This window comes from Pseudoalteromonas sp. MMG007 (genome assembly GCF_018100985.1).
Taxonomy (GTDB): Bacteria; Pseudomonadota; Gammaproteobacteria; order Enterobacterales; family Alteromonadaceae; genus Pseudoalteromonas.
Genome location: NZ_JAGJEI010000008.1, coordinates 95,181 through 120,206 on the forward strand (window position 1 = coordinate 95,181; position 25,026 = coordinate 120,206).

Consider the following 25,026-nt stretch of genomic DNA (forward strand, 5'->3'; position numbering starts at 1 on the left):
CAGTAACCACGACAAATAATAAACAAATCTGATAAAGAATCCAGTTAAAGTTACTAATAATTTACAATAAAAACACTTTCAGCTCAAAAAACAGGCGGAAATGTTTTATTTTAGTTATAAAACTGAACGGGCAGATAAAACAATTGCTATTAACAAAATTAAATAGGGAGGCTAGCCTGAAATCCAGTCAAGATATTAACATTTAAATTCAATGCAAAAGACACCATTTCAAATAGAGGGACAATCTGTTTTTCCATATAAATCTGATAGTCATAGTTATGTGAGCCCTGATACAGCTCAACTCCAGTAGTTGTGTAAACGAATGTAACAAATTCGCCTCTATTCACTACAAACTCGCTATTTTTTTTCTGGTGCTTTTTGACTGCTTGCACATGGGGAGGGATGTTTTTCTTATAATCGATTAAGTTTTGACCTAACCGTTTTTTAAAAGTAAGTAAATCGTCAAATTCACCTTTAAATAATTTCGTTGTGTAATCTTTTATTAAGTGCTCTATGTTTAGATTTCCATCAAAAAGACTAGTAAATAGGTCAAATTGGAACTGCTGAGCTAATTTGGTCCAATCGCTTCTTACTGTTTCTAGCCCTTTAAATACTAATTTTGATTCGTCAGGTTTAATTAATTTACCTACATAACGCTTTTTAGATCCGACAGATTTGCCTCTAATGGTAGGTAAAAAGAAGGGACTATAATAAGATTCAAACTCTATTTCCAAATGGCTTGTTAAATTGTGTGTTTTTCTAATCTCGTTTTTCCACGCTGTATTTATTTTCTCTGCTAAAAACTTTCCAACTTCATTACACTCATCTGGTGTTAGTTCATCATTTAACTTTACAAATGTTGAATCCGTATCTCCATAAATAACACTGTAACCAAGATCTTCTGTCCACTTTTTGGTCTGTTGCATTATTTCATGCCCACGCAGAGTAATAGAGCTTGATAACCTAGGGTCGTAAAATCGGCACCCTTTAGAGCCCAATACACCATATAAACTGTTCATTATTATTTTAATGGCCTGAGAAAGCATTGAGTTTTTCTGATCTTTAGCAAGCTGCCTTTGAGCCGCTAAGCTTTTAATAAGTAACGGTAGGTGGTGTTTGTCGCGTGAAAAAGCAGCGTCGTTAAAACCTTGCACACTTTCACTTGGCTCTTTGAGCCCCTCAATAAGCCCAAGTGGGTCTATATAAAAGGTTTGCATAATACTCGGATACAGGCTTTTAAAGTCCAAAACAATAACGTTTTTATAAAGCCCAGGAATAGATTCCATTACATAGCCACCAGGGCTTTCAAATGTTAAACCGTGATCACCCATATTCGGGGCAATATAGCCGCTGCGATGCAATAAAGGTAAATACATATTTATAAAGGCTGCAACCGAGCCACCTTTTTTTTCAAGTTCTAGCCCTGTTAATTGAGTTCGAATAACAGCAAAATCTAGCAGTTTTAATTTATCAAAAATTTTATTTACCAAAATACAATCCTGCCGATTATATTTTGCTAAAGAAAGTTTATCTTCATTAAATTGCCGGATGATTTCTTGTAAGCTATTGGCTGATTCTATTAATTTAGACTCTCCTAACACGTCGTTTGAAACGTTTGCTAATGAAAAACTTTCAAAACTGTATGTACCGTTTTTTAAAGTATCTATGCCATCAATAACGCACCTTCCAGGAATGGACACCCGTGTAAAATTCCCTTTTCTTACATATAAAGGTTGCTCTGCTCTTCCTAGCATTAATTTAATACCGAGGGCTTCCCCTCTTTCATGAATAACAGCAAAGTCAAACTCTATTACGTTCCAACCGACTATTACATCAGGGTCGCTTAGCTGAATATAATGCTCAAGCCTATTGAGTAATTCTGCCTCATCTACACACCAAACAATATCAAAGTCTAATTTATCAGCATTATTGTTAGGCTCGCCAATCATTAAAACACAATCTAAGCCGCAGCCAACTAGTCCTATTGAAAACAAAACCCCGCTTTCATTACACTCAATATCTAATGAAAGCTTATTAAGAGTTGGAGAATACGCTTTATTCGCTTTTAATTTAGCATCCGTTACTAGCGTATAACCATTTTTAGTAAACGCGTTACCCGTTATCCATGCCCCACCTTTTATAAAACGCTCCATTAAATAACGCTCTATCGGGCGAATATCCTCTTCATACAGTAAAACACCATATTGTTTTAATATTTTAGCTGCTGAGTAAAAATGCTTAAGTGAACTAAAATAACACGCAGAAACGCTTTGCTGCTGAAAGTTTTTTAGAGGTAAGTTTTTTATAGTAAAATAAAGTGATTCAGCCGTTAAAATTTCACTCACTCTTTCAGCATCTGTGCTTTTAACAAAAAAAAGTGCCCTCTCGTTTGTTGATACTGTTTTAATTGGCCCATTATCGCTGCAAAACCACGCCTCGTAACAAATACCGTTTTCAGTATCGTAAGCGTGAGAAGAGACTATAAAACCGGCTGTTAGATACACTATTAATAAACCTTATACATACATATGTAAGTTTTTACTTAATTCAAAATTCTATAAGCCATACAATCAATTTAAATAAACATTAATAAACTTTATTTACTAATTTAATCTCATCGTTGCTTGTAGTTACACTCTTATGACTCTAAAATCCATAGCACTGTAATTATATACATAGTTTAGGCAAATCATCCCATGCTTTCTGACTCACTAAAAAAAACAATTAGGCAAGTACACCAGCATGTGGCTAATAACCTAACTGATTATCGCCCGCGTAGTAGCCAAAACTACCTCGTCGCCGAAATAGCAAAAACGCTTGCCGGCGAATACCACAAAAAACAGCGTATATGCGTAATTGAGGCAGGCACGGGTACTGGTAAATCACTTGCTTATTGTTTAGGTGCTTTACCGCTTGCCCTTGCACAAAAAAAGAAGCTGGTAATTTCTACGGCTACCGTGGCATTGCAAGAGCAATTAATTGCTAAAGAGCTGCCTTTTTTTAAAAAGCATTCTGGGCTCGACTTTAAGTTTGACCTGGTAAAAGGTAGGCAGCGCTACATTTGCGCCCATAAACTACATAACGCAGTTAATGGTGATAGCCAAACGCAAATGGAGTTTATGCTAACACTTACCTCACCATTAAGTGATATGGAAACCAAGTGCCTCAAAGATTTATACGATGCATACGTTAATAAAAAATGGCAAGGCGACAGGGACAGCTGGGCCGACACCATCCCTGACAGAGTGTGGAATTTAATCGCGTGCGATAAACATGCCTGTCAGCGCCAAATGAAATCGCACCAAACTTGTCCTTTTCAGCTGGCTCGTAATCAGCTTATGCAAATGGATGTACTGGTAATTAATCATTCGTTACTACTTGCTGATTTAGATTTAGGTGGCGGTAAAATATTACCCGAGCCCGACAATACTATTTATGTAATAGATGAAGCGCATCACCTAGCGCATATTACCCGTGACTTTTCATCGGCGGCAGCCACTATTAAAGGCACCATAGACTGGCTAGATAAACTCACCAAATTTAGTGGCAAAATGTCTAAGGTACTCGTTGGTCAAAAAGCCATTGGTCAAAATTTCAAACTGTGCGACAGCATTAATGACGCCAATAAAGATTTAAAAGTAGTACGTGATATTCTCGATAACGCCGACTTTGAATACTCTAAAGACGACACATATCGTTTTGAACATGGCGAAATTCCTAAATCGTTGCATAGCAAAGCTAAAGATATAAGCGATGCCACACTAGATGCACTACGCTGCTTAAACAAAATGCACGACACCCTCACCCAAGATGTAAGCGATGGTGATATAAAACCCTATGTTGCCGACCCTGTCTTAGCCGAAAGCGGGCAATACATAAACCGCTTAGAGCAGTTAAATAAACTTTGGTACAGCTATGCAAATAAAGGAGAAGGCGCACCACATGCTAGGTGGATAAAGCGCCTAGAGTATAAAAGCCATCACGATCATTTATTAAGCGACTGCCCAATTGAAGTAGGTTACTACCTAAAAGATAAATTGTGGAATGAATGCGCAGGTGCAGTTTTATGCTCTGCTACTTTAAGTGCCCTTGGTTCATTTGATCATTTTGCTTACGAAAGTGGTTTAGCCAAAGAGGAAGGTGTTAAGTTTATTAAGGTCCCCTCTCCTTTTGATTACCCTAAACAAGCAACACTTAGAATTCCGGTTAGTAAAATAGAACCAACCGATAAAGCCTTTAGCGACCATTTAGCGCAAACTCTGCCAGAGTATTTAAGTACTAAAAAAGCTAACCTAGTGTTGTTTGCATCGTACTGGCAAATGGATCATGTGGCTAAGTTTCTTAGAACAAAAGGTTTTAACTTATTAGTACAAGGCGAAATGTCGCGAGAGGCATTGCTTAAAAAGCACACTCAAAATATTGATGACGGTAAAGGCAGTATTTTATTTGGTACGCAAAGTCTTTCAGAAGGGCTTGATTTACCTGGCAAATATTTAGAAAATTTAATTATTACAAAAATTCCGTTTGCTGTGCCAACATCACCCATAGAAGAGGCTCAAGCAGAATTTGTACAAAGTAAAGGCGGTAACCCGTTTTTGTCTATTACAGTGCCCGATGCCGCAAAGAAATTGGTACAAAGCTGTGGTAGACTGCTGCGAAAAGAGAGCGATGAAGGCTGTATAACCATTCTCGATAGGCGCTTAATTACCAAGCGCTACGGTAAAGCCATGCTCGACACCTTACCACCTTTTAAAAGACAAATAGATTATTAATGTTTGAACTTGCTTTAGATCCAACTACACTGGCAGTTTTGTGCGCAGCGGCACTGGCCGCAGGCTTTATTGATGCAATAGCCGGTGGAGGCGGATTACTTACAGTACCTGCACTATTAACTACGGGTTTACCACCACACTTAACACTTGGTACCAATAAACTTGCTGCGAGCTTTGGCTCATTAACGGCCAGCTATACATATTATAAAAAGAACCTATTTAGTCCTAAGTTTTGGGCAAGCTCCATACTAGCCACCGCTATAGGTGCACTAATCGGCACGTTGGTCGTGGATCACTTAAGTATAGATTTTTTAAACAAGCTTTTACCTATCATTATTATAATGGTGGCATGCTACAGCTTATTTGGCAGCTTAAGTACCACGCAAGGCGACGAACTACCTTCAAAAAACCCCGCTTTAAAAGTTAAGCAGTGGCTGCAAGGGTTAGCTTTAGGTTTTTTTGATGGCGTAGCAGGCCCAGGAACTGGGACCTTTTGGACTGCATCAAACAGCCTGTTTTATAAAATGAGTTTGCTACTTAACTGTGGCTTAGCTCGCTCAATGAACTTTGTATCTAACTTTATATCGCTCATAACCTTTGTAGCGCTTGGCCACGTAAACTTTTTACTGGGCTTAATTATGGGGTTATTTATAATGTTCGGCGCTTGGATTGGTGCACACTCAGCCATCCGTTTTGGCGGAAAATTTATACGCCCGGTATTTAATACTATGGTTATACTTTTAGCATTAAAACTTATTTACGAGGCTTACCTATAAAATGCTAGCAAACGCGTTAGATAAATTACGCCAACAAGTTGCCACGCTTAAACAACAAGCCGAGCAATTTGATAAAGCTAAATTGTTTTCTAAAAACCGTTATATGCAAGCTCAGCCAAGCTTGTTTGATCGCGGCGTTTTTAGTACTAAAAGTATGAACCTTGCCGACTACGTAACAGAAATAGAAGATGAAATAGCAAGCCTACCACCCAGCGAACATCGCCACGCATATACTTACGCTCTTGAGCGAATAGGTAATCAAGTGCAAGCCGTGTTTAGTGTTATTAAATCAACGCCTATTTGGACAAAAGAAAACAAAAGCCACTTTAAGCCACGTCCAAAAAATAAAGTTTATAAACAAGCGGTGCAAAAAATCATGCAATCGTCACACGAGCTATACGACGAACTTAAACAAAACCATGAGTTTGAACGCCGCCTAGTATTAATGATTGAAGAGCGTAAGCTGCAAATGGAAAAAGCCACACCAGCGCAAGCACAAAAGCTTAATATGGAAATTTTAACAACACATGCTCGATTAGGCAGATGCCGTAAAGCAATTTCGGCCACCGAAGATAAAATTCAACAAGTCGAAAAACAACAGCTACGCTAATGCAGCTTTTTTACCACCCGCTTTATTCTGCTTTAACGCTTCCTGAGCGCCATCGCTTTCCAATTCAAAAATACCAACTGCTCAAAGCAGAAATTGAAGACCTAGGCTTAACGGCTAATCACTTTACTTCGCCTATAAAAGCAACGCTTGCTCAGCTTTTGCTTAGCCATAATCAAGCTTATATTAATGACTTTTTAAACGGGTCACTTAGCAACAAAGCCATTAAAAAAATGGGTTTTCCTTATTCAAATCAATTGGTAGAGCGCACTTTATTATCGGTTGGTGCAAGTATCCAAGGTAGCGAACACGCGCTAAAGCATGGTTTTAGCGCTAATTTAAGTGGTGGCTATCATCATGCATACAGTGATTATGGCAGCGGTTTTTGTATTTTTAACGACCTTGCTATTGCAGCAGCGCATTTAATAAATACAAATCAAGCCGATACGGTTTTAATTTTTGATTGCGATGTACATCAAGGCGACGGCACCGCACAAATAACGCGAAATAAAAATAATATAATCACTTGCTCTATACATTGTGAACAAAACTTTCCGCGCATAAAGCAGCAATCCGATTACGACTTTGCAATCCCGGCCAACACAACTGATGCCGACTACTTATCCACCCTTAAACAAGCACTCGAATTCTGCGACCGCATTCACAACCCCGACATTATTTTATATAACGCAGGGGCAGATATTTACCAAAAAGACGAACTTGGCTTATTTAATGTCTCCCTTGAGGGAGTTTACAATCGAGACTATTACATACTCAATTATTGTAAAATGAATGACATTTCGCTCATGTGCGCACTTGGCGGAGGCTATCAGCGTAATGTAAATTCGCTAGTTAATGTTCATAAACAACTATTTAAAGCTGCAGTCGATTTATACCCAGCCTTAGTATAAACTCATAAAATGCGATGGTTGTTTAGGGAAGTAAGATGCGATTACATGAAGACATACATAACTTTTACGAAAAAATAGTAGTTGAAGAAATCCTCAAACGTAAACTAGATAAAGTTTACACAGAAGATGTTATGGCCGACTTTTGTTGTACGGTGCTCAATCAACTTCCCCCTCGCTATATTCGCTACGATGTAGATATGGCCTTTTATTTGCCACAAAGTGAGCGAATTCATATGGAAGAGCGCGTTCAAACAGCTATTGATGTCGCTATTAGTCAAATATCTAAAAAGAAAGATCTAAATGAACAATCCACTTGATCAAGCCCCTACACATGTAAAACTTGCTGTAGATTTAATTATGCTTTTGGAACAACATGATGTTGCCCCAGAAGAGGTTTTAAAAGCACTCGATATTGTAAAAAGCGACTTTGAAAAAAAGCTAGAAAAGCCATAACGCTATTCTATTGTTTTTATGTCGTGCTGGGTAACGCTACCTTCGTGCTTAGTGAAATCAATTTTAACTTCGCAAAATGTACGCCTAGGCGAAGTTGAACGACGACAGATCATATTTTGCGCTTTAACGCCAAATTGCGTTATATACAACGCCACAGTTTCTTCTATTTGTTGTTTTTACTGCGTAGCCGCTGCACTGTAAAATGCATCGTATTGCGCACACCAATTTTCACCCCCCGCTTTTTTGCAACGCCTAGCCAGCCCATCCCAAGTTTAGTAGATTGCTCCAAGTATTGGCCTTTTAAAAACATAAACGCCAGCGTATATTGAGCACTTTTATACCCAAGTGCTGCAGGCTCTTTTAAATCATCAAAAGCTTGTTCATACAGCCCCTTTTTATACGCTTTAATCCCATTGTATTCTTTTTTCTTCATTGTATTGTCGCTGTATAGGTTAACTGGGGTCGACCCACACCCACTTAATAAACTCACAGCCAAAACTGCAGCAACTGATAAATACCTAACCATAACGAGTCCTTTATTATTTTTATATGCAAGTACAGAATCTGGCTTACACTCTTTGCAAAGCCTGTTATTCTGTAATCTAATTTGTATAATTAAAATACTATCATGAGCTTAGCAAGTTTACTTAGGCTATTTTTTCTGGCTGCAATTTGGGGCGCCTCATTTTTATTTATGCGAATGGCCGCGAATAGCTTAGGGCCCGCGGTGTTAATAGAGTTTAGAGTGGGCTTTGCGGCACTCACACTATTTATAGTGGCGCTGTACTTAAAACGCCGCTTGGCGTTTACTGAGCACACAAAGCACTTTTTTATAATTGGCGCACTTAACTCCGCCCTACCTTTTTTGCTTTTTGCTTATGCCGCGCAAACTATTAGCGCATCTACGTTATCTATTTTAAATTCAACAACCCCTATTTGGGGCGCAGTTGTAGGTATTATTTGGAGTAAAACCAAGCCTACTAAGAGTATGGTTTTAGGCTTGCTGTTGGGTTTAATAGGCGTGGCAATTTTAGTTGGGCAAAATCATTTTGTATTAAATGGCCAATCAATAATAGCCATAGTCGCAGCATTAAGCGCTTCGCTTTGTTATGCCATTGCATCCCATTACACAAAAAATGCGCCAAAGCTTGCACCGTTCGATAACGCACACGGCTCAATGTGGGCAGCGAGTTTTATGGTACTGCCCCTTATTTTATTTATGCCAATGCGTGAAGTGCCAACCACCAACGTTATGCTCGGCGTTTTAGCCCTTGGTGTAGTGTGTACAGCGCTTGCTTATATTTTATTTTTTAAACTTATTGACGATATAGGCCCAACCTCTGCTTTAACGGTTACGTTTTTAGTTCCGCTATTTGGCATATTTTGGGGGCATTTGATTTTAGATGAGCAAATAGGGCCAAATACGTTTTTAGGCGCATTATTTGTTATTGTGGGCACTATGCTGGTTACTGGGTTTTTACCACGAAAAAAACACTTAGCTAAAACAAGCTAAGTGCTTAAAAGTACATACTACTTTTTACGTTAAGACTACTGTTTATTCATTGTTCTAGGATTGCTGAATAAGCAATAACAGCTCAGCAGTAGCCGTTGCATCGGCCAAGGCGCGGTGATGGCTGGTTAAATTTAAATTAAAATGCACACTAAGGCTACCAAGCGAATACGACTTTAACCCTTTAAACGCTCTGCGCGATTCAACCACGGTGCATATTTTTGGCATTTTAAAAAAGTGCCCTGCAACCTCGCACTCTTTTTTAATAAAGCCGTAATCAAAGTTTACGTTATGGGCTACAAAAATACTGCCTGCGAGTTTATCTAGTAGTGGCTGTGCTATATCGGCAAATACAGGTGCGTTGTAAACCATGCCATCGCTTATGCCGGTTAGTTTAGTAATAAAACCGGGTATATGGCGCTGCGGGTTGATAAGAGTCGTCCAGGTATCTATTACTTTACCGTGCTGTACTTTAACTATGCCAATTTCGGTAATGCGGTTACCACCTTTTAAGCCGCCCGTGGTTTCTATATCAACCACGCTGTAAACACGATCAGGGTCTACAAACCACTTAACTGCGGCAATATGTACTGTAAAGCCTACATTTTTTAAATTATCAATGGTGGTAAGCTGGTTGCGCCTAAGCTTATCACCTGGGGCTTTTACCTCTTCAAAATGTACTTGGCCATTATTAATAATCATTAAGTCGGGGTAGCCGTCTTTTAGCTGTGAATACTGTTTGCTCATGGCCGTTAAGTGCGCAATTAACGCCTCAAGCGGGCTGTTTAAAATAAGCGCCTCTAGTGGCTCTAATAAATTGCTGCGCCATCTAAATAAGCCATTGGGCTGCTCAAAGTATTGCGCGGCATGTTTACATACCAAATTAAGCAGCGTCTGATTAGTACTACAGCTTTTTAAACGTGCGTCAATTTGCGTGCTTTGTGCTTCATAAAAATTACCAAGCTGCAAAACTTGCGGGTAAATATCAAATTCATTACACGGCGGGTATGGCGATTCAATAAATAACTCGTGCCAAAATACTAAACCAAATAAGCTTTGCCATAAGGTGTTTTCGGTATTAAAAACCGTTAACCCTTTTGCGGTGTAATGCTCATTTACGCCTTGCTCTACATCCCCTCGGTAAATTTCGTCAATTTCAAGTACACATTGGGTGTCGGCTAGCATAGTGCTTAAGCGCGAACGCGTTTGTTTATTAAACTTACGCATTAAAAAGTCGTCCGCAAAGTACAGTAGGTCGTCGGTGAGCGGATTTTCTATTATTTGCTCTAGCTGCGCTTTTACCCACTCTTTATTACCTAAACGGTATTGCTCTCTTATTTGAATTTCTTGGGCTTCGGCGTAATCGGTGCAGCCTTCAAGTAGGCTAAAGGCAAGTTCGCTATCGGTATTTTTAAGTTGTTTATACAGCCTAACCAGCAGCTTGTTTTTAATATCGTGCGCTTGTGCGCCATATGCCGGTTGCGCTAAAACTAAATGCGCAAGTTCGGTGTAAGGCGTTATGTCATCCAAGGTTTCAGCTTTTGCAGTACCGGCTGTTTTGCCAATGTTTTTAAACGCTAAACGGTAACGGTTTAAAACATAATTAGATTGCGCCTCAGCGAGTGTATTAAAGCGCGACAAGCTCTCGCTGTGCCCTTCGCGGGTAGCGGTTAACCCTAAATCGCGCATAACAAAGCGATTTTGATGATTTACATCGCCACTACTTAAGCGCCCTGCAAATAAAAACTCAAAATACTCGTAATAATCTTCTCGGTTATTAATGACATACTGGCTATATAAAGGGGCGAGATCATCTGCGCGATCACTAAAAAATTGGCACGCAATACTAACTAACTCGCCTTTTGCTGCGCTTTTTTTAAAGCTTACTTGCTCACTGTAATTACTGAGTAACTCCACCAGCATGGGCTTAGTTAAATGCGCTATAAGTAGCTTGTAATGCTGCGCGTTTGGCTCATATAAAATACCCGCTGTTTTTAGGGTATAAATAGCCTGATGCGGCGAGGTTATTTCTTCATAATTGAGCGATTGCGCCTGCACTAAATAAGGCTTGCGCGAATACACGCGTGCCAACATGCATTGGCTTTGCTCATCTAGTTGGTTAATTTTACTAATAAATTGGCTGTGCTTGGGCTCAAGTAAATGCATACATTTACTTGTTACAAACTCAATAAGCTCTCTAAAATGCGCTAAATAGTATTTTGCTGGTAATTCTTTTTTCATAACATCGCCACAACTGTATATAAAAACAGTATCTAGCATTTGTGCTTATTATTCAATCTTAAACTTGTAACTAAAACACGCTATAGTGAGCATATAAAAGTAAATTTATTAAAAATAAAGGACTTACCATGAGCGCGCACCCGTACGATGTTTTATCACTCAATAACGGCGCAAATATTATTTTTACCCCTTGCCCAGGCACAAAAACGCAAAACCTAGCGGATTCAATCGCTACATTAAAGGCGGCTGGCACTCACATGCTGCTTTCGCTTATGCCGCAAAAAGAGCTTGAAAAAAACAACGTAGAAACAATTAATAGTGAGTGCAATAAGCACGGTATAACATGGTTTCATTTACCTATAAATGACGACGAAGCACCCAAACAGCCTTTTACATCAAGCTGGAACACCCACAAAACCGACATACTTCAAGCCATACAGCAAAAACAAACCATTGCCATACATTGTAAAGGCGGCACTGGTCGCACAGGGTTGGTGGCTGCACTTATTTTAAATTCGGCAGGTTACACAAAAGAAGAGGTATACAGCCTAGTACAGGGCATTCGCCCTAAAGCACTAACTATAGAATTGCAAAAAGAATACTTTAATAACTTTGAGGTGTAATACATCGGCTGGGGAAGATTTAGCACTATGAATAGTGCTAAAAATACTTTTAAGCTAGCTATGGATTAGCGATTGATAACGCTTAACTATTTGTTATGTGTTATATCAATAATATTTATCTAGGCTTATCGGGTTTTATTAGCAAAGTAATAAATAACGTTGAAAATATAAAAAATATCGAAAAAATACTATAAACAATGTCGAACACATTAGCCTCAATGTCGATTAAAATATAAGCACAAAAATACGTTGAACCAGAAAATACGTAAACTAAAAAATTGTTCCACTTATCACCGGCTTTGATTTGAGTGTAGTAAGTAAGAATCAAAGTAACTATACCAATACATATAAAAGTCAAATTTTACTCCTAAACACGTAAAGCCCGCTTATGGGCAACTAAAACGTAGCGCTAATTTGATTATAGTTTGTAAGCACCAAAACTAAATCGCCGCGCAGTTTGGGGGGCCAGCGAGAAACGAGTAACTTCACCGTTTCTTATATGAATCAACAGCACTCTTTAACCAGTTGTTTTGTTTAACTAGATTATTTACAAACCAGTTTACAAATTTAGCAGAATATCGATGGATATCTGTGTAGTTGTGATATTCAGAGTTGTTATTTGCCTTAATTTTATGCTTAAAAAGTACTGCTTGAAACGAGTAAGACGTAACCTTCAACTCTGACTGATCTCGGTTGATTTGCTCGATTGCAGAATTAGTAGTATACGGGTGAGTAGCATTCAGATCTTTTGCTGTAGTGATTATCACTGCCTGTTGCCCGTCTAAACCTGTACTCAAAGTGAGATCCGCTTCATCCGTTTTTTTAGATAACTTAAGCTTATAATCGATTGATATTGTATATTTATCAGAATCAACATCTTTACTAGTTTCATCAAACTGTTTTAAAAAAGTGAAAACTTCTTTGGCCGTTAATTCACCATATGATTCTTTTATAACGCCTAATTCAGGTTCTGGTCCATCAATGACTAAACTCAACATTCCCACACTTTGTCCTGATAGTGGGGAATTGCCCATTTGATTTTTATAACGTTCTTGGTAATTTAAAACATTAGCTTGGAAAAGTCGTGATAGTTGAGGTTGTAACTCAGGTATAAGAAGGTGAGTAGCATGATCTCTTAGCTGAATTAATGTTTCAATGTTCTTTTTTACGGGGTCATTATTTTGTAATCGCAGCGGTAAAGCATTTGAGATACTAATACTTTTACCATTGGAATAAAAAACCTTCTCATGACCTAATGAATATAAAACTTCAGCTTTTAAAAATAACTCCCAAGAATTAACCATCATAATAGCAAAAGCTTCAACTCGATTACTTAAGCTTGGGCGATTATAAACTTCTAAGGCAAGTGTAAATGCATCAAGGCTACGTTTTATTAGCTTTTGATAAATTTTCTCATCTGACGTTAGTACTTTTGCAGCGGCACTTTGTGACATTAAACGGACAAAATCGTCATTCGATAGCTGAGAACATCCCTCAGAAACCCAGCCACCTTTTTCAGATTTAAATATAAATTTTCCTTTTAACTTTTCGGATATATATTTATTAACGCTCTTAGGGCTATAACCTGTTTTTTCAGCTGCTTCTTGAAAAGTAAAAGATCTTCCTTCTTTTTCTTTCTCTCTGAAGAAATCTAATAATAGAACCCTTTTATCAACTCTAGGCATTTACACTCCATGTACAATTGCTTGCTAACAAAATTATCTACGACATTTGTCGTTTTATAATGCATTCACCTTAACCACCAAATAATCACTTGTAAACAATTACTAAACCTCATATCAGTTTATGTAATTGCAAAAACACACCAAAAGGGTGAGAGCAGTAATATTGGCTAAACAGGCACTTACTATACAAAGCACATTGTTTATCAAAATTTAGCATGTGTTATTTAAAAGGCGCTACTTAATTTCAAAGTATTGAATCTAACGCATTTAAACTAATACCTTTAAATTAAAGCCTTTAAAAAAAATTTAATTTATCCCCGCTAAATCGTTATACCTGCACAAATGTATTCAGCCATAGCGCTTTACGATATTATGCTCCTTTATATTCAATTTAACTTCAGGGCATACAATGACAACGCACACACCGCCTTCCCACTCAGCCAACACAGCTGAAAACACCTCTCTTTTTTATGTAATTTTTATCTCTGCCGTGGCTGCTATTGGTGGCTTTTTATTTGGTTTTGACTCGGGCGTTATTAACGGCACGGTGTCGGCACTCGGTAATGCCTTCAATTCAAGCAGTGTGGCTACGGGCTTTAACGTAGCCTCGGTATTATTAGGCTGCGCCGTGGGGGCACTTGCTGCGGGGCCGCTGGCTGATAAGTTTGGTCGCCGTGCAATTATGATCATCACCGCGATTATTTTTGCTATTAGCGCGTTTGGGTCGGGCATTAGCGAAAGCTCGGCCGAGTTTATTTTTTACCGCTTATTTGGTGGTTTAGGTATTGGGGCTGCATCGGTATTGGCGCCAGCTTATATTGCAGAGGTTGCACCACCCGCGCTTCGTGGTCGTTTAGCTACATTACAGCAACTCGCTATTGTACTGGGGTTATTTGCTGCGTTTTTAAGTAACTATTTAATTGCTGATGCAGCAGGTAGTGCGCAAAATATTTTAATGCTTGATATAGCCGCTTGGCGCTGGATGTTTTGGGCTGAGCTTGTGCCTGCAATACTGTTTTTAGTGGGTGTGTTGTTTATTCCTGAGTCGCCTCGTTATTTAGTGGCGCAAGGTAAAGTGGACGATGCAAAAACGGTATTTAGTAAAATATCGAACGATAACGTTGATGCGCAAATAAGCGATGTTAAAAGCTCTTTGCGTAGCGATAAAAAGCCGAGTATTCGCGATTTATTTATTGATGGCAGTAAAAAAGTACACCCAATTGTATGGGCGGGTGTTGCGCTGAGTGTGTTTCAGCAATTTGTGGGTATAAACGTGGTGTTTTATTACGGCTCTGAGCTTTGGCAAGCCGCTGGGTTTGACGAGTCGCAATCGCTATTTATAAATGTATTAGCAGGCACTACTAATATTGTATCTACTTTTATTGCGATTGCATTAGTTGACAAAATTGGCCGTAAACCACTGCTATTAGTAGGCAGTATTGGCATGTTTATTAGCTTAAGTACGCTTACTTATATATTTGGCAGCGCAGGCCTTGATGAAGCAGGCAAGCTCGCACTTAGCGATAACATGGGTACGTTTGCGCTCATAATGGCTAACTTATTTGTAGTGTTTTTTGGTTTAAGTTGGGGCCCTGTTGTGTGGGTGTTATTAGGCGAAATGTTTAATAACCGTATTCGCGGCGCAGCGCTCGCTGTTGCTGCAAGCGCACAGTGGATTGCTAACTTTGCCATTACTATGACCTTCCCTATTATGCTGGCTAATATTGGCCTTGCAGGTGCATACGGCTTTTACGCGTTATCGGCACTTATTAGCATATTTTTTGTGGCTAAATACATTACAGAAACCCGTGGTAAAACACTTGAGTCTATGTAGGTTTTAAAAGCGGTGATATTAATCGCCAGCTAAAAAGGTATCGGGTGCCAACTGCTTAGCGCCAAATCAACCAATATCAATTGAAATGGAGCAATCAGGCCTAGGTGTGTCGGTTGTTTGGGGAATATAAAATGGTTACAGAGTTTACGCCTATAGCGGCAGCTATAGGGGGTGCGTTAATAGGAATAGCGTGCGCACTATTACTGGTTTTATACGGAAAAATAGCCGGTATATCAGGCATTGTTAAATCTGTTTTTAATAAGCAAACGGCTGAGTCGCGTTGGAAATTATACTTTATTGTAGGGCTATTATTAGCCGGTATTGCTGTACGTATATTTGCGCCGTCTTTATTAGAAAGTGAGCTGAACTTATCACCGGTGCTTATTGTTATAGCTGGGTTACTTGTTGGTATGGGCACCTCTTTAGCTAACGGCTGCACAAGCGGCCATGGCGTATGTGGTATGTCGCGCTTTTCTACCCGTTCTTGGGTTTCAACATGTACATTTATGGCCGTGGCTATAATTACAGCAAATCTGGTAGGGTAAAAAAATGACAGCAGTAATTCATGTTATTTTGGGGTTTATATTTGGTTTAGGGCTTATCATTAGTGGTATGACAAATCCTGACAAAGTACTTAACTTTTTAAATTTTCAAAACCAATGGGATGGCAGTTTAATTATTGTAATGGCGGTAGCTATGGGAATAATGATGCTTACGTGGTTTTGGGTTGCTAAAAAAGATAAACCACTACTTGGTGAAACGTTTACTTTAAGTGATGTTAAAAATATTAGCCCTCGGCTAATAACTGGCTCGGTATTGTTTGGTTTGGGCTGGGGTTTAAGCGGAATATGCCCAGGTCCGGGGCTTGTACAACTGACCTCACTTAAAATGGAGTTTTGGTTATTTTTTGCAGCCGTACTTGGCGGTATGTGGATAGCTAAAAAAGTATGATCTTAACGATTTACCCTTTATTAAAACTGGCAGGTATTAGCTTGCCAGTTTAACCTTATTTAAATAGCCTCTCTTTAGTTACTTAACCTAACTATTAGTTTAGGTACATAACTTGCTGCTCTACCCTTTAAGTTTTTAAAAAAGGGATCTGTAATGTCTGTTAATACGTTTTACAACCTAACAGAGCAGCCTTGGGTGGTTATTGCTATTTGCTTAGTTACGTTAACTATAGCCTTGTTTTGTATCCGCTTTTTTATAATGTACTGGCTCAAAAAGTGGACCTCTCATACCAAATTTATATTCGATAGTTTATTTATAGAGTCAATTTCTAAACCGCTCACCCTTTGCACAATAATTGTGCTACTCACCATTATAGAGCAAGGCCTTTTAATAAGAAATGAGTCTATACCGCACTTTATTTCGTTTTCGACCATTAATATTATTCTGGGCTTAGTGGCTATTATTTTATTTTTTGATCGCTTTTTTGTTGGCACAATTAATTATTACAGCAAAGAGTCGGCGGTGATTTTTAATTCGCAAAGTATTATTAAAGGCGTTATTAGGGTTAGCGTTTTATCGGTTGGGATTTTAGTTTTAATGGGGACTTTAGGTATTTCTATTACGCCTATTATTGCCTCATTGGGTATTACCTCGCTTGCTGTGGCTCTTGCCTTACAACCCACCCTTGAAAACTTTTTTTCAGGCGTACAACTTGTTATTGATAAACCCATACTTGTAGGGGATTTTATTGAGCTTGAATCAAAGGAGCAAGGCTTTGTAGAAAAAATTGGCTGGCGCTCTACGTGGGTTAAAATGCTGCCAAATAATATGATTATTATCCCTAATAGTCAGCTTTCTAAATCGCGTATTAGTAGGGCGTGCTGCTCTTTGATGATTGAATTTGCAGCAGCGTGTTTGGTTTTTAGGCAAGGCAGAGCCTATGAAGTGTGGTTATTCCCCATAAATAGGCGATAACGCAGCATAAATACCAAACATGCGCTGCCCTTTGGGTTCTGCCTAGGGGCGATAAACTCTTTGTTGCTCGGCTTTTACTTAGCCCACTAGGTTACAAACCTCGCGCCGCGATTTAATCGCCCCTAGATTGAACAAATTTCAATCCGCAAAGTTCAACACGCCCTCATTACTATTACCTCGAAAAAGAGCTAAGTGTACCTGTTGATGTAAGCGTTCATTACAGCTCAGACTTAGAATTTGTAGAGCAAGTAACGCTTGAAGTTGCTCGCCAAGTACTGATTGATCATGAGTGGGGCGTTGATGATTACAGTACCTTTGTGGTGTATCACACCTTTGATAGCTCAAGCATTAATTTTACCGTAATGCTGCGTGCAAAAGAGTATTTTAATCGGTTTTGGGTTAAATCGGCATTTATTAAAGCGCTTCATAAACGCTATAACCAAGAAGGTATTGTGATCCCCTTCCCTATTACGGCCATTAACACTGCACAAGAAGCTGCTAATTTTAATAGTGATAAATAGGTATAAGGTAATACTCAAAAAAGCGCGAGATTAATCTCGCGCTAATAAGTATTAAAATTTATAGGTTACTTGGCCTACTATTTCACGCGGGCTGCCAGGAAAGTGACCATTACGCTCACTAAAACCGCTTACTGCGTATTCTTTGTCAAATACATTATTAATATTTACACTTAATAACACATCATCAAAGCGGGTAGTCCAGCTCATATCAAACACAGTAAATGGTTTAACTTTTTGGCCATCTTGGCTAACTTGCTCACTGACATAGTTAACCCCAAATGCAATCGAAGAGTCTATTTTATCAAGGCCAAAACGCGACCATAAGCCTGCTTGATGGCGTGGGGCATTAGCAAAACGAGTACCGTCACCGTAAGTGTCTCCAATTGAGTCTCCGGTGACTCCTTCTATTACAATTGTGTCGTTGTATGCGTAATTAGCGGTAACAGTCCAATTCTCTGTTAAATCACCCACCAGCGTTGTTTCAAATCCACGGCTTTCTACTTCACCTATATTAATAAGTGCAGCAATTCCGTCACCCGCGCCCGTGTCATTAGGGTTACTTAGTACAACGTTTTCTTTATTAATTTGATAAACAGCAAAGGTGCTCATAATTTTGCCATTCAGCCATTGGTTTTTCATGCCAATTTCGGTTTGTTTTCCGGTTTCTGGCGTTAAATTCCCCTCGCCCTCTATATCTTCTTGATCCTCTGAGGAGGTAGGGTTAAAGCTTTCTGAGTAATTTATGTATACCGAGGTGTTATCAGCTGGTTGGTATGTAAGAGCCACGCGCGGGGTTATATCGCTATCTGAATAACTAAATCCCGTTTCTTTATTTAGCTCTTTAAAATGATCGTAACGCAGGCCGGCAATAACGGTCCACTGCTCGTTAATACTTAAAACGTCTTGCAGGTAAATACCAAAACGGTCGCTTTGTATTCCATCACGGTCTAGGTCGGTAAAGTTATAAGTGCTTGGGTCTGTCTCGCCATAATTTAAGTCAAATATGTTTAAATTAGTAACACCATCGGCTTCATAACGCGCTCGCAAATAATCGTATTCGGTATCAACGGTGTGATAGTCGCCACCAAATAGTACTTGGTGTGCCAATTGGCCATGTTCAAAACTATAAACAAAGTCGGTAGTTAAGCTTGTTTCTTCGTTAGCGCGATATTGCTTGCGGTATTCGCGTTTAATCGTTTCGTCATCAATATTGGCAACGCCATCGTCGTTTACATCTACCCAACTTTGTGACTCATGGTAGCCTTGGTCACGTTCGTTATCCATGTAGCGCAGTGTGCTATTTACAGAAAAGTCATCACTAAAGTAATGACTTAGCTCGGCTTGAAGCACCAATGCTTCCATATCTTGATAATCAACCGCTTCATTAGCGTTATAACTTGGGTCAACTAAAAAATTGCCGTTGTCGTCTACCGGTACGCCACGTAAGCGATTTCCGCCTAGGTCTTGTTTAATGTAGTCAACACTTGTGGTTAAGGTTGTTGAATCACTTAAATCAAATAATAAGCCGCCTGTTAGCTCGGTGTTTTTTGAGTCTGCATTGTTACGAAAGCTGTCTTGTTCCTCATAGTAACCACCTAATCTATAAGCCATTGTATCGCTTAAACCATCGGTCATATCAAGTGATGCACCTCGGGTGTTGTAGTTACCCAAAGTAAGCTTTAGTTCACGCTTTTGTGTGTAGCTTGGCTTTTTAGTTACGTAGTTGATCATACCGCCGGGCTCGCCGCCACCGTATAATGCCGAGGCTGGGCCTTTTAATACCTCTACACGTGCTACATTAAATAATTGTGGTACACCAAAGCCCGAGTATGGGTCGCCGCGTACACCGTCGTAAAATACATTGGCATCGTCTCTAAAACCACGAAAAGTAACGCCTGAATAACTGTACTCACTCACCCCTGCTATTGAGCGGTATAAATCGGTAATATCGCGTGCGGCTTGGTCAATTATAAGTTGCTCGGTTAATACCTGTGCAGATTGCGGTAATTTAATAAGGTCTAAATCCGTTTTAGTCCCAATTTTACTTTCGGTTTCAAGGTAAAACTGCTGGGCACGGCCAGTTACTTCTATTTTTTCAATATCGTTATTTTGTTCAGCAAATGCCACATTAGAAAAAGCAGAAAGAGACGCAGCAATACTGAGCGCCAAATTAGTACGGTTAAACATGAAAGTCCCTAGAAGAATGCAATTAGATAACAACTAAAATGATAACTCTTATCATTTACACAATCAATGAAAGCACTCTACTAAAACCTTCTAAGTTTTAGAACGAATATCATTTAAAACAAGGTGTTATTTTGTTCTCGCCTATGTAGAAGTTAATAAAGCGGCTGGCGTTACTAGAATATAAAATTGATATAATATAACATACCGGAAATTTCAATTTAGTAAGATTTTAAAATGATAAATAAACTGCCCGTCACAGTGTTATCAGGTTTTTTAGGGGCCGGTAAAACCACCGTACTTAGTCATATTCTTAACAATAGAGAAGGCAAAAAAATAGCCGTTATAGTTAACGATATGAGCGATATAAATATTGATGCAGCCACAATTAAAAGTGATGTATCGCTTAGTCACAGCGATGAAAAGCTAGTTGAAATGAGTAACGGCTGTATTTGCTGCACCCTTCGAGAAGATTTACTCATTGAAGTAGGTAAGCTAGCTAAAGATGGTCAATTTGATTACTTAGTTATTGAATCAACAGGAATATCGGAACCCCTACCGGTTGCTGAAACGTTCACTTTTGCTGATGAAAACGGTGTTTCACTTGGTGATGTTGCCACTCTTGATACGATGGTGACCGTAGTTGACGCCGTTAACTTCTTAAACGATTACGAGCAAGCAAACGATTTACAAGATACTAGCGAGTCACTTGGTGAAGACGATCAGCGAAGCGTAACTGACCTACTTGTAGATCAAGTTGAATTTGCTGATGTAATTTTAATTAATAAAACCGATTTAGTTACCGAAGAGCAGTTAAATAAACTTACTGCCATTTTAAATACACTTAATACTCAAGCCAAAATTATTCCTATATCAAATGGCAGTATTAATATTAATGAAGTACTAAACACCGGTTTGTTTGACTTTGAACGCGCCCAACAAGCCCCTGGTTGGCTTAAAGAAATGCGCGGTGAACACATTCCCGAGACCGAAGAGTATGGTATTAGCAGTTTTAATTATACGGCGCGCCGTCCGTTTGATCCTGAAAAATTTTATAACTTTCTTCACAATACCGAGAAATTTGGCAAACTCATTCGCTCTAAAGGTTATTTTTGGCTCGCAACTCGTCCTTTATTTTGCGCGCAGTGGAGTCAAGCTGGTGGCATAGCTCATTACGGATTTGCTGGCATGTTTTATAAAGCAATTCCTCAAAAAGACTGGCCCACAGAGCCCGAGCTACTTGCAGATATAAACAGTAAATGGGTAGAGCCCTTTGGTGATATGCGCCAAGAACTGGTATTTATAGGGCAATCTTTGAATCGACAAGCCATGATAAAAGCGCTTAATGATTGCTTACTTCCAGAAGAGGCTGTGCTTAAAGGTAAAGATTTTTGGAGAACCTATAACGACCCGTTTCCTATTTGGGAGGAAGAGTAATGAACGCCTTGGCCCCGTTAACAGCGCAAATAAAACCAGCTGAAGAACTCCACCGAAGAGCAGTAGAAGGTAGTGATGCCAGTGTTTTTCCACAAATTTATAACCAAGACACTAACATTGTTATTTGGCAAAGAGACCTTGAGCAAACATTAACAAATGCAGTTAATACGCTCATTAGCGCTAATACTTTAAAGCCACTCGAACTTGCGGTATCGCCCGAGGATGCATTTGATAAGTTAGTTACTGCGCTTAAACCAAGTGATAATAACCGCGACGAAGTTAACACTTTGTGCGAAGACATAGCACTGTTAGTTGAAATGTTTTGCTGTCTGTTTGATTTAAAACGCGCCGGTTTAAGGCTAAAAATATTAGATAAACCCATGTGCCCGCGCTTTCATGTAGACAAAATTCCGTGCCGATTAGTGACTACTTACCAAGGTGTTGCTACGCAGTGGTTAAATCATAGCGATGTAGAGCGCTCAAAACTTGGTGCAGGTAATTTAGGTAAGCCAGACGAAGAGTCGGGCCTATTTAAAAGCCTAAATAATATCAATCAACTCCAGCAAGGCGATGTTGCGCTGCTTAAGGGTGAGTACTGGGATGAAAACGAAGGCGCAGGGCTTGTGCATCGCTCACCTCCCGTGGCTGAAAACGAGCAACGCTTGTTACTAACCCTCGACTTTATTTAAATTATTAACAACTAACGCTGGTTTATTAGTCAACGTTAATTGCTTTAGTAATAACACTATACAAACTTTGCGTATTTACTGGTTTAGATACAAAATCGTCCATGCCTACGTTTAAACAGCGCTGTTTATCATCTTCGTAGGCATTGGCGGTAATAGCAATAATGGGCACATGTACTTTAGTGTTTACCTCGTTAGCACGTATTGTTTGCGTGCACTCGTAACCATCCATGTTTGGCATTTGGCAATCCATTAAAATTAAGTCAAAGGTGTTCCCTTTAAGTACTTTTAACGCATCTATACCATCGTTAGCCATAGTCAGTTGTATATGCGTTGGCTCTAGCATTTTAGCGATTACTTGGCGGTTTATAGGGTTATCTTCCACTAGGAGTAATTTTTTGCTTCCAAGGACTGGTACTGATTGTGACTCGACTGTTGCTGCGCCCTTAATATATTTAGCTTTAGGTGCATTAATATAAAACTTAAGCATACTGCCTTTGCCTGGTTCACTATTTAAAGAAATTTCACCCTGCATTTTTTTAATTAAGCCTTGGCTAATTGCCAAACCAAGCCCTGTACCGCCATACTTACGCGCAACACCTATATCAGCTTGAGTAAACTCACTAAATAATAACGACTGCTGCTCTTTAGCTATACCTATACCACTATCAGACACACTTACACGCAATTGCTGATCGGCATAATCAAACGTTAACCGCACAAACCCGCGCTCAGTAAACTTGTACGCATTAGATAGCAAATTAATGATAACTTGATTTAAACGTAAGTCATCAACGTTAATACATTCAGGTAGAGTGTTACTGCATTGGACAATAAATTGCACATTGTTGGAGCTTATAATTGGAGAAAACAACGATTTAATGTTTTCAATAAACGGGGCTAAATCTGTAGGACGCGCGCTAATTTGCATTGCATTAGCCTCAATTTTAGAAAAGTCTAAAATATCGTTTAAGATTTTTAATAAATTTTGTGCACTTTTTTGTTGGGTGTCTAAAAGACCCCTTTGCTCGTCGGTTAACGAACTATCACGCAGCAATACCTCACCCATGCCTATAATACCATTCATCGGGGTACGTAATTCATGGCTCATGTTTGCTAAGAACTGCGATTTAGCCACATTAGCTAAATTGGCACGTTCCACTGCTTTTTTAAGCTTTTTAGTTTGCTCTGCCACTTGTTTTTCTAGTTGTTGATTAAACTCACTTAACTGCTTATTTAGGTCTTGGTTTTTTATGTTAGATGCTTGAAGGTTTTCTATCGAATGCTTAAGCGCAGTGGCTAGCATTTCAAACTGCTGCTGAAGCTGAAGTACTTCCTGCCAACTCGAATCAGTATTAAAAGTATGTTTTTTTGATTGGTTAAAGCTTTGCATTAAATTAGTTAAGCCTGTAATTGGCTGAACTAATAAATTTGCAAGCTGGCGTACAAATAGCACAACCAAAGTAATTAGTGCAGCACCTAACAAAATACTGGGCAACCATGCTTTTGCTACGGCCATACTCAAATGTTTACGATTATAAAAAGTAATTACTTGCCAGTTGTTCTGCGGATTAACATATTTAGAACTGTGATAAACCTCGTTATTGTTAGAACGGAATAAATTTTTATCGCCCATGTTACGCCCGTTAAAACCATCCTCGTTAAAGTCGGTTAATATTTCAAACTGCTCAAGCGAGCTAAAAACTACTTTTCGTTCATCATCCAGTACAACTAATTCGCCAGTGTTTTCAAATAAATTAGGTATAAACTGCTCTAATCGTCCAAGTTTTAACGACCCCTCTACTACGCCGTAAAACTCGCCATCACGATAAATAGGTGCAGACAGCGCTACAATAGCTTCATAACCAAGCCCTCGACCTCTAAGCACGCCGCCACTGTAACCCAAAGGATACTGCTTAGCCTGATTAAAGTATTCACGGTCAGTTACATTACGCTGCGCGTTAGTTAACCCCGCTATAAGGTTATTAGGCGACGTTATTTCGACAAAGCCACTCGGGTTTGCATATAAGCTTGAAGTAAACCCAGGAAATAAACTCATTAACCTTTTTAGCTGCTGTTCAATGTCAGTTCCTGCGCTTATTGCATCACTACTCATTACTATCGCGTTTTTATGAAAGGTTAAATAATCGCTCAATTGCGTGCTGATATATTTGGCTTTTTCTTCAAGCTGGGCATCCACCTCATACTCTAAACGAGAGTGGTGGTCGTTCACTAAAATTACACTAGTCAACAAAATAACCAATATAATAATAACGCTTACAACATAGCTAAGAATGCGGGCAAGCGGCCTGCCTTGATATGCTCGGCTGGCATGAGGAACAAATACACTAAATAAGTCGACTAAAACTAAACTAATTAAAGCATTTACAAGGTACTTTGATATTGCAACAACTAGCGTTAGCCACGGGAGACTAATAAGAAACTGCCCTATTCCCCAAATTATTGGTAAACCAACTAGAAGCCAAAAAACAGTACCAAGGGGGAGTATGGGTTTAGAACGACGTAAACAAAATCTATAAAGCCAAAAAAGCTCGAGTAAATACACTATGCTCGGCCAGCAATGCCCCCACCTGTAAAGTAAAAAGCAAGATACAATAGCAAGGCTCAAGCACGCATATCGCAGCCCAATAAACACTAAGCTACACAATACAAATACTTGCCCGAATAAAAACTCAGAACTATCGAAAAAATACAACGGTAAGAGGTTAACTAAACCACCTAGCAACCCTAATAAAATGGCGAGTATCCACTTACTTGTATGGGGCATTAAATAACCTTGGTACTTTGTTAACACGTTGAGTGTAAATTAATGTTATTTTTACATTATTACGTACAAATC

The 25,026-nt window shown here is 39.1% G+C and carries 19 protein-coding genes and 2 pseudogenes; 15 read left to right on the plus strand and 6 right to left on the minus strand.

Annotated elements, in window-relative coordinates:
* Positions 1-158: 158 nt before the first annotated feature.
* A complete protein-coding gene (locus J8L71_RS11335; protein ID WP_211000627.1) occupies positions 159-2,504 on the minus strand; it encodes a DNA polymerase II in 2,346 nt (781 codons plus the stop codon).
* A 192-nt stretch (positions 2,505-2,696) separates the two neighbouring features.
* Here J8L71_RS11335 and dinG point away from each other — a divergent pair, with 192 nt between their 5' ends.
* The 6 genes from dinG to rsmS are packed head-to-tail and all read left to right on the plus strand — an operon-like array spanning position 2,697 to position 7,519.
* Positions 2,697-4,772 (plus strand): ATP-dependent DNA helicase DinG, encoded by a 2,076-nt coding sequence (dinG, locus tag J8L71_RS11340; protein WP_211000628.1) that lies wholly within the window; start codon positions 2,697-2,699, stop codon positions 4,770-4,772.
* On the plus strand, positions 4,772-5,548 hold the full coding sequence (locus tag J8L71_RS11345) for a TSUP family transporter (protein ID WP_211000629.1): 777 nt from the start codon (positions 4,772-4,774) through the stop codon (positions 5,546-5,548). Before dinG ends, J8L71_RS11345 begins: the two co-directional genes overlap by 1 nt.
* Position 5,549: 1 nt before the next feature.
* Positions 5,550-6,158 carry a primosomal replication protein gene (locus J8L71_RS11350; protein ID WP_058548335.1) on the plus strand — a complete coding sequence of 203 codons (609 nt, stop codon included), beginning with the start codon at positions 5,550-5,552 and terminating at the stop codon, positions 6,156-6,158.
* The gene (locus tag J8L71_RS11355) at positions 6,158-7,066 is read left to right on the plus strand and encodes a histone deacetylase (protein ID WP_211000630.1); all 909 of its coding nucleotides are present in this window, start codon (positions 6,158-6,160) and stop codon (positions 7,064-7,066) included. Before J8L71_RS11350 ends, J8L71_RS11355 begins: the two co-directional genes overlap by 1 nt.
* 35 nt (positions 7,067-7,101) lie before the next feature.
* Positions 7,102-7,383 carry a late competence development ComFB family protein gene (locus tag J8L71_RS11360; RefSeq protein ID WP_211000631.1) on the plus strand — a complete coding sequence of 94 codons (282 nt, stop codon included), beginning with the start codon at positions 7,102-7,104 and terminating at the stop codon, positions 7,381-7,383.
* Positions 7,367-7,519, plus strand: a complete 153-nt coding sequence (gene rsmS / locus J8L71_RS11365) for a pleiotropic regulatory protein RsmS (protein WP_082660570.1) — start codon at positions 7,367-7,369, stop codon at positions 7,517-7,519. The genes J8L71_RS11360 and rsmS overlap by 17 nt, the downstream gene beginning before the upstream one ends.
* Positions 7,520-7,521: 2 nt before the next feature.
* On the opposite strand, the pseudogene J8L71_RS18640 reads toward rsmS, so the two are convergent.
* Positions 7,522-8,045, minus strand: a pseudogene (locus tag J8L71_RS18640) (sel1 repeat family protein).
* Positions 8,046-8,147: 102 nt separating this feature from the next.
* Between J8L71_RS18640 and J8L71_RS11375 the strand changes: the two are divergent.
* Positions 8,148-9,032 carry a DMT family transporter gene (locus tag J8L71_RS11375; protein WP_211000632.1) on the plus strand — a complete coding sequence of 295 codons (885 nt, stop codon included), beginning with the start codon at positions 8,148-8,150 and terminating at the stop codon, positions 9,030-9,032.
* Positions 9,033-9,086: 54 nt separating this feature from the next.
* Here J8L71_RS11375 and J8L71_RS11380 read toward each other — a convergent pair whose 3' ends face one another.
* Positions 9,087-11,309 (minus strand): exonuclease domain-containing protein, encoded by a 2,223-nt coding sequence (locus J8L71_RS11380; RefSeq protein WP_211000633.1) that lies wholly within the window; start codon positions 11,307-11,309, stop codon positions 9,087-9,089.
* 89 nt (positions 11,310-11,398) lie between these two features.
* On the opposite strand from J8L71_RS11380, the gene J8L71_RS11385 reads away from it, so the two are divergent.
* Entirely contained in the window at positions 11,399-11,893 is a 495-nt protein-coding gene (locus tag J8L71_RS11385; protein WP_211000634.1) for a dual specificity protein phosphatase family protein, read from the plus strand.
* Between the two features lie 485 nt (positions 11,894-12,378).
* Here the strand turns inward: J8L71_RS11385 and J8L71_RS11390 are convergent, their stop codons facing one another.
* The gene (locus J8L71_RS11390; protein ID WP_211000635.1) at positions 12,379-13,578 is read right to left on the minus strand and encodes a DUF3644 domain-containing protein; all 1,200 of its coding nucleotides are present in this window, start codon (positions 13,576-13,578) and stop codon (positions 12,379-12,381) included.
* Between the two features lie 409 nt (positions 13,579-13,987).
* Here J8L71_RS11390 and J8L71_RS11395 point away from each other — a divergent pair, with 409 nt between their 5' ends.
* The 5 genes and pseudogenes from J8L71_RS11395 to J8L71_RS11415 form a co-directional block, all read left to right on the plus strand.
* A complete protein-coding gene (locus tag J8L71_RS11395) occupies positions 13,988-15,412 on the plus strand; it encodes a sugar porter family MFS transporter (protein WP_211000636.1) in 1,425 nt (474 codons plus the stop codon).
* A 131-nt stretch (positions 15,413-15,543) separates the two neighbouring features.
* Positions 15,544-15,957, plus strand: coding sequence for a YeeE/YedE thiosulfate transporter family protein (locus tag J8L71_RS11400; protein ID WP_211000637.1), 414 nt, complete (start codon positions 15,544-15,546; stop codon positions 15,955-15,957).
* Between the two features lie 4 nt (positions 15,958-15,961).
* Complete coding sequence (locus J8L71_RS11405) at positions 15,962-16,363, plus strand: DUF6691 family protein (protein ID WP_211000638.1); 402 nt, start codon at positions 15,962-15,964, stop codon at positions 16,361-16,363.
* A 153-nt stretch (positions 16,364-16,516) separates the two neighbouring features.
* Positions 16,517-17,338, plus strand: a complete 822-nt coding sequence (locus J8L71_RS11410; RefSeq protein WP_247655279.1) for a mechanosensitive ion channel domain-containing protein — start codon at positions 16,517-16,519, stop codon at positions 17,336-17,338.
* 164 nt (positions 17,339-17,502) lie between these two features.
* Positions 17,503-17,859: pseudogene (locus J8L71_RS11415) on the plus strand (mechanosensitive ion channel family protein); the annotation flags it as partial.
* A gap of 51 nt (positions 17,860-17,910) precedes the next feature.
* Here J8L71_RS11415 and J8L71_RS11420 read toward each other — a convergent pair.
* On the minus strand, positions 17,911-20,046 hold the full coding sequence (locus tag J8L71_RS11420) for a TonB-dependent siderophore receptor (protein WP_211000639.1): 2,136 nt from the start codon (positions 20,044-20,046) through the stop codon (positions 17,911-17,913).
* 234 nt (positions 20,047-20,280) lie between these two features.
* On the opposite strand from J8L71_RS11420, the gene zigA reads away from it, so the two are divergent.
* Both zigA and J8L71_RS11430 read left to right on the plus strand, forming a co-directional pair.
* On the plus strand, positions 20,281-21,480 hold the full coding sequence (zigA, locus tag J8L71_RS11425; RefSeq protein WP_211000640.1) for a zinc metallochaperone GTPase ZigA: 1,200 nt from the start codon (positions 20,281-20,283) through the stop codon (positions 21,478-21,480).
* Positions 21,480-22,169 (plus strand): DUF1826 domain-containing protein, encoded by a 690-nt coding sequence (locus tag J8L71_RS11430; protein WP_211000641.1) that lies wholly within the window; start codon positions 21,480-21,482, stop codon positions 22,167-22,169. Before zigA ends, J8L71_RS11430 begins: the two co-directional genes overlap by 1 nt.
* 25 nt (positions 22,170-22,194) lie before the next feature.
* Here the strand turns inward: J8L71_RS11430 and J8L71_RS11435 are convergent, their stop codons facing one another.
* Positions 22,195-24,954 carry a hybrid sensor histidine kinase/response regulator gene (locus J8L71_RS11435; protein WP_211000642.1) on the minus strand — a complete coding sequence of 920 codons (2,760 nt, stop codon included), beginning with the start codon at positions 24,952-24,954 and terminating at the stop codon, positions 22,195-22,197.
* Positions 24,955-25,026: the final 72 nt, after the last annotated feature.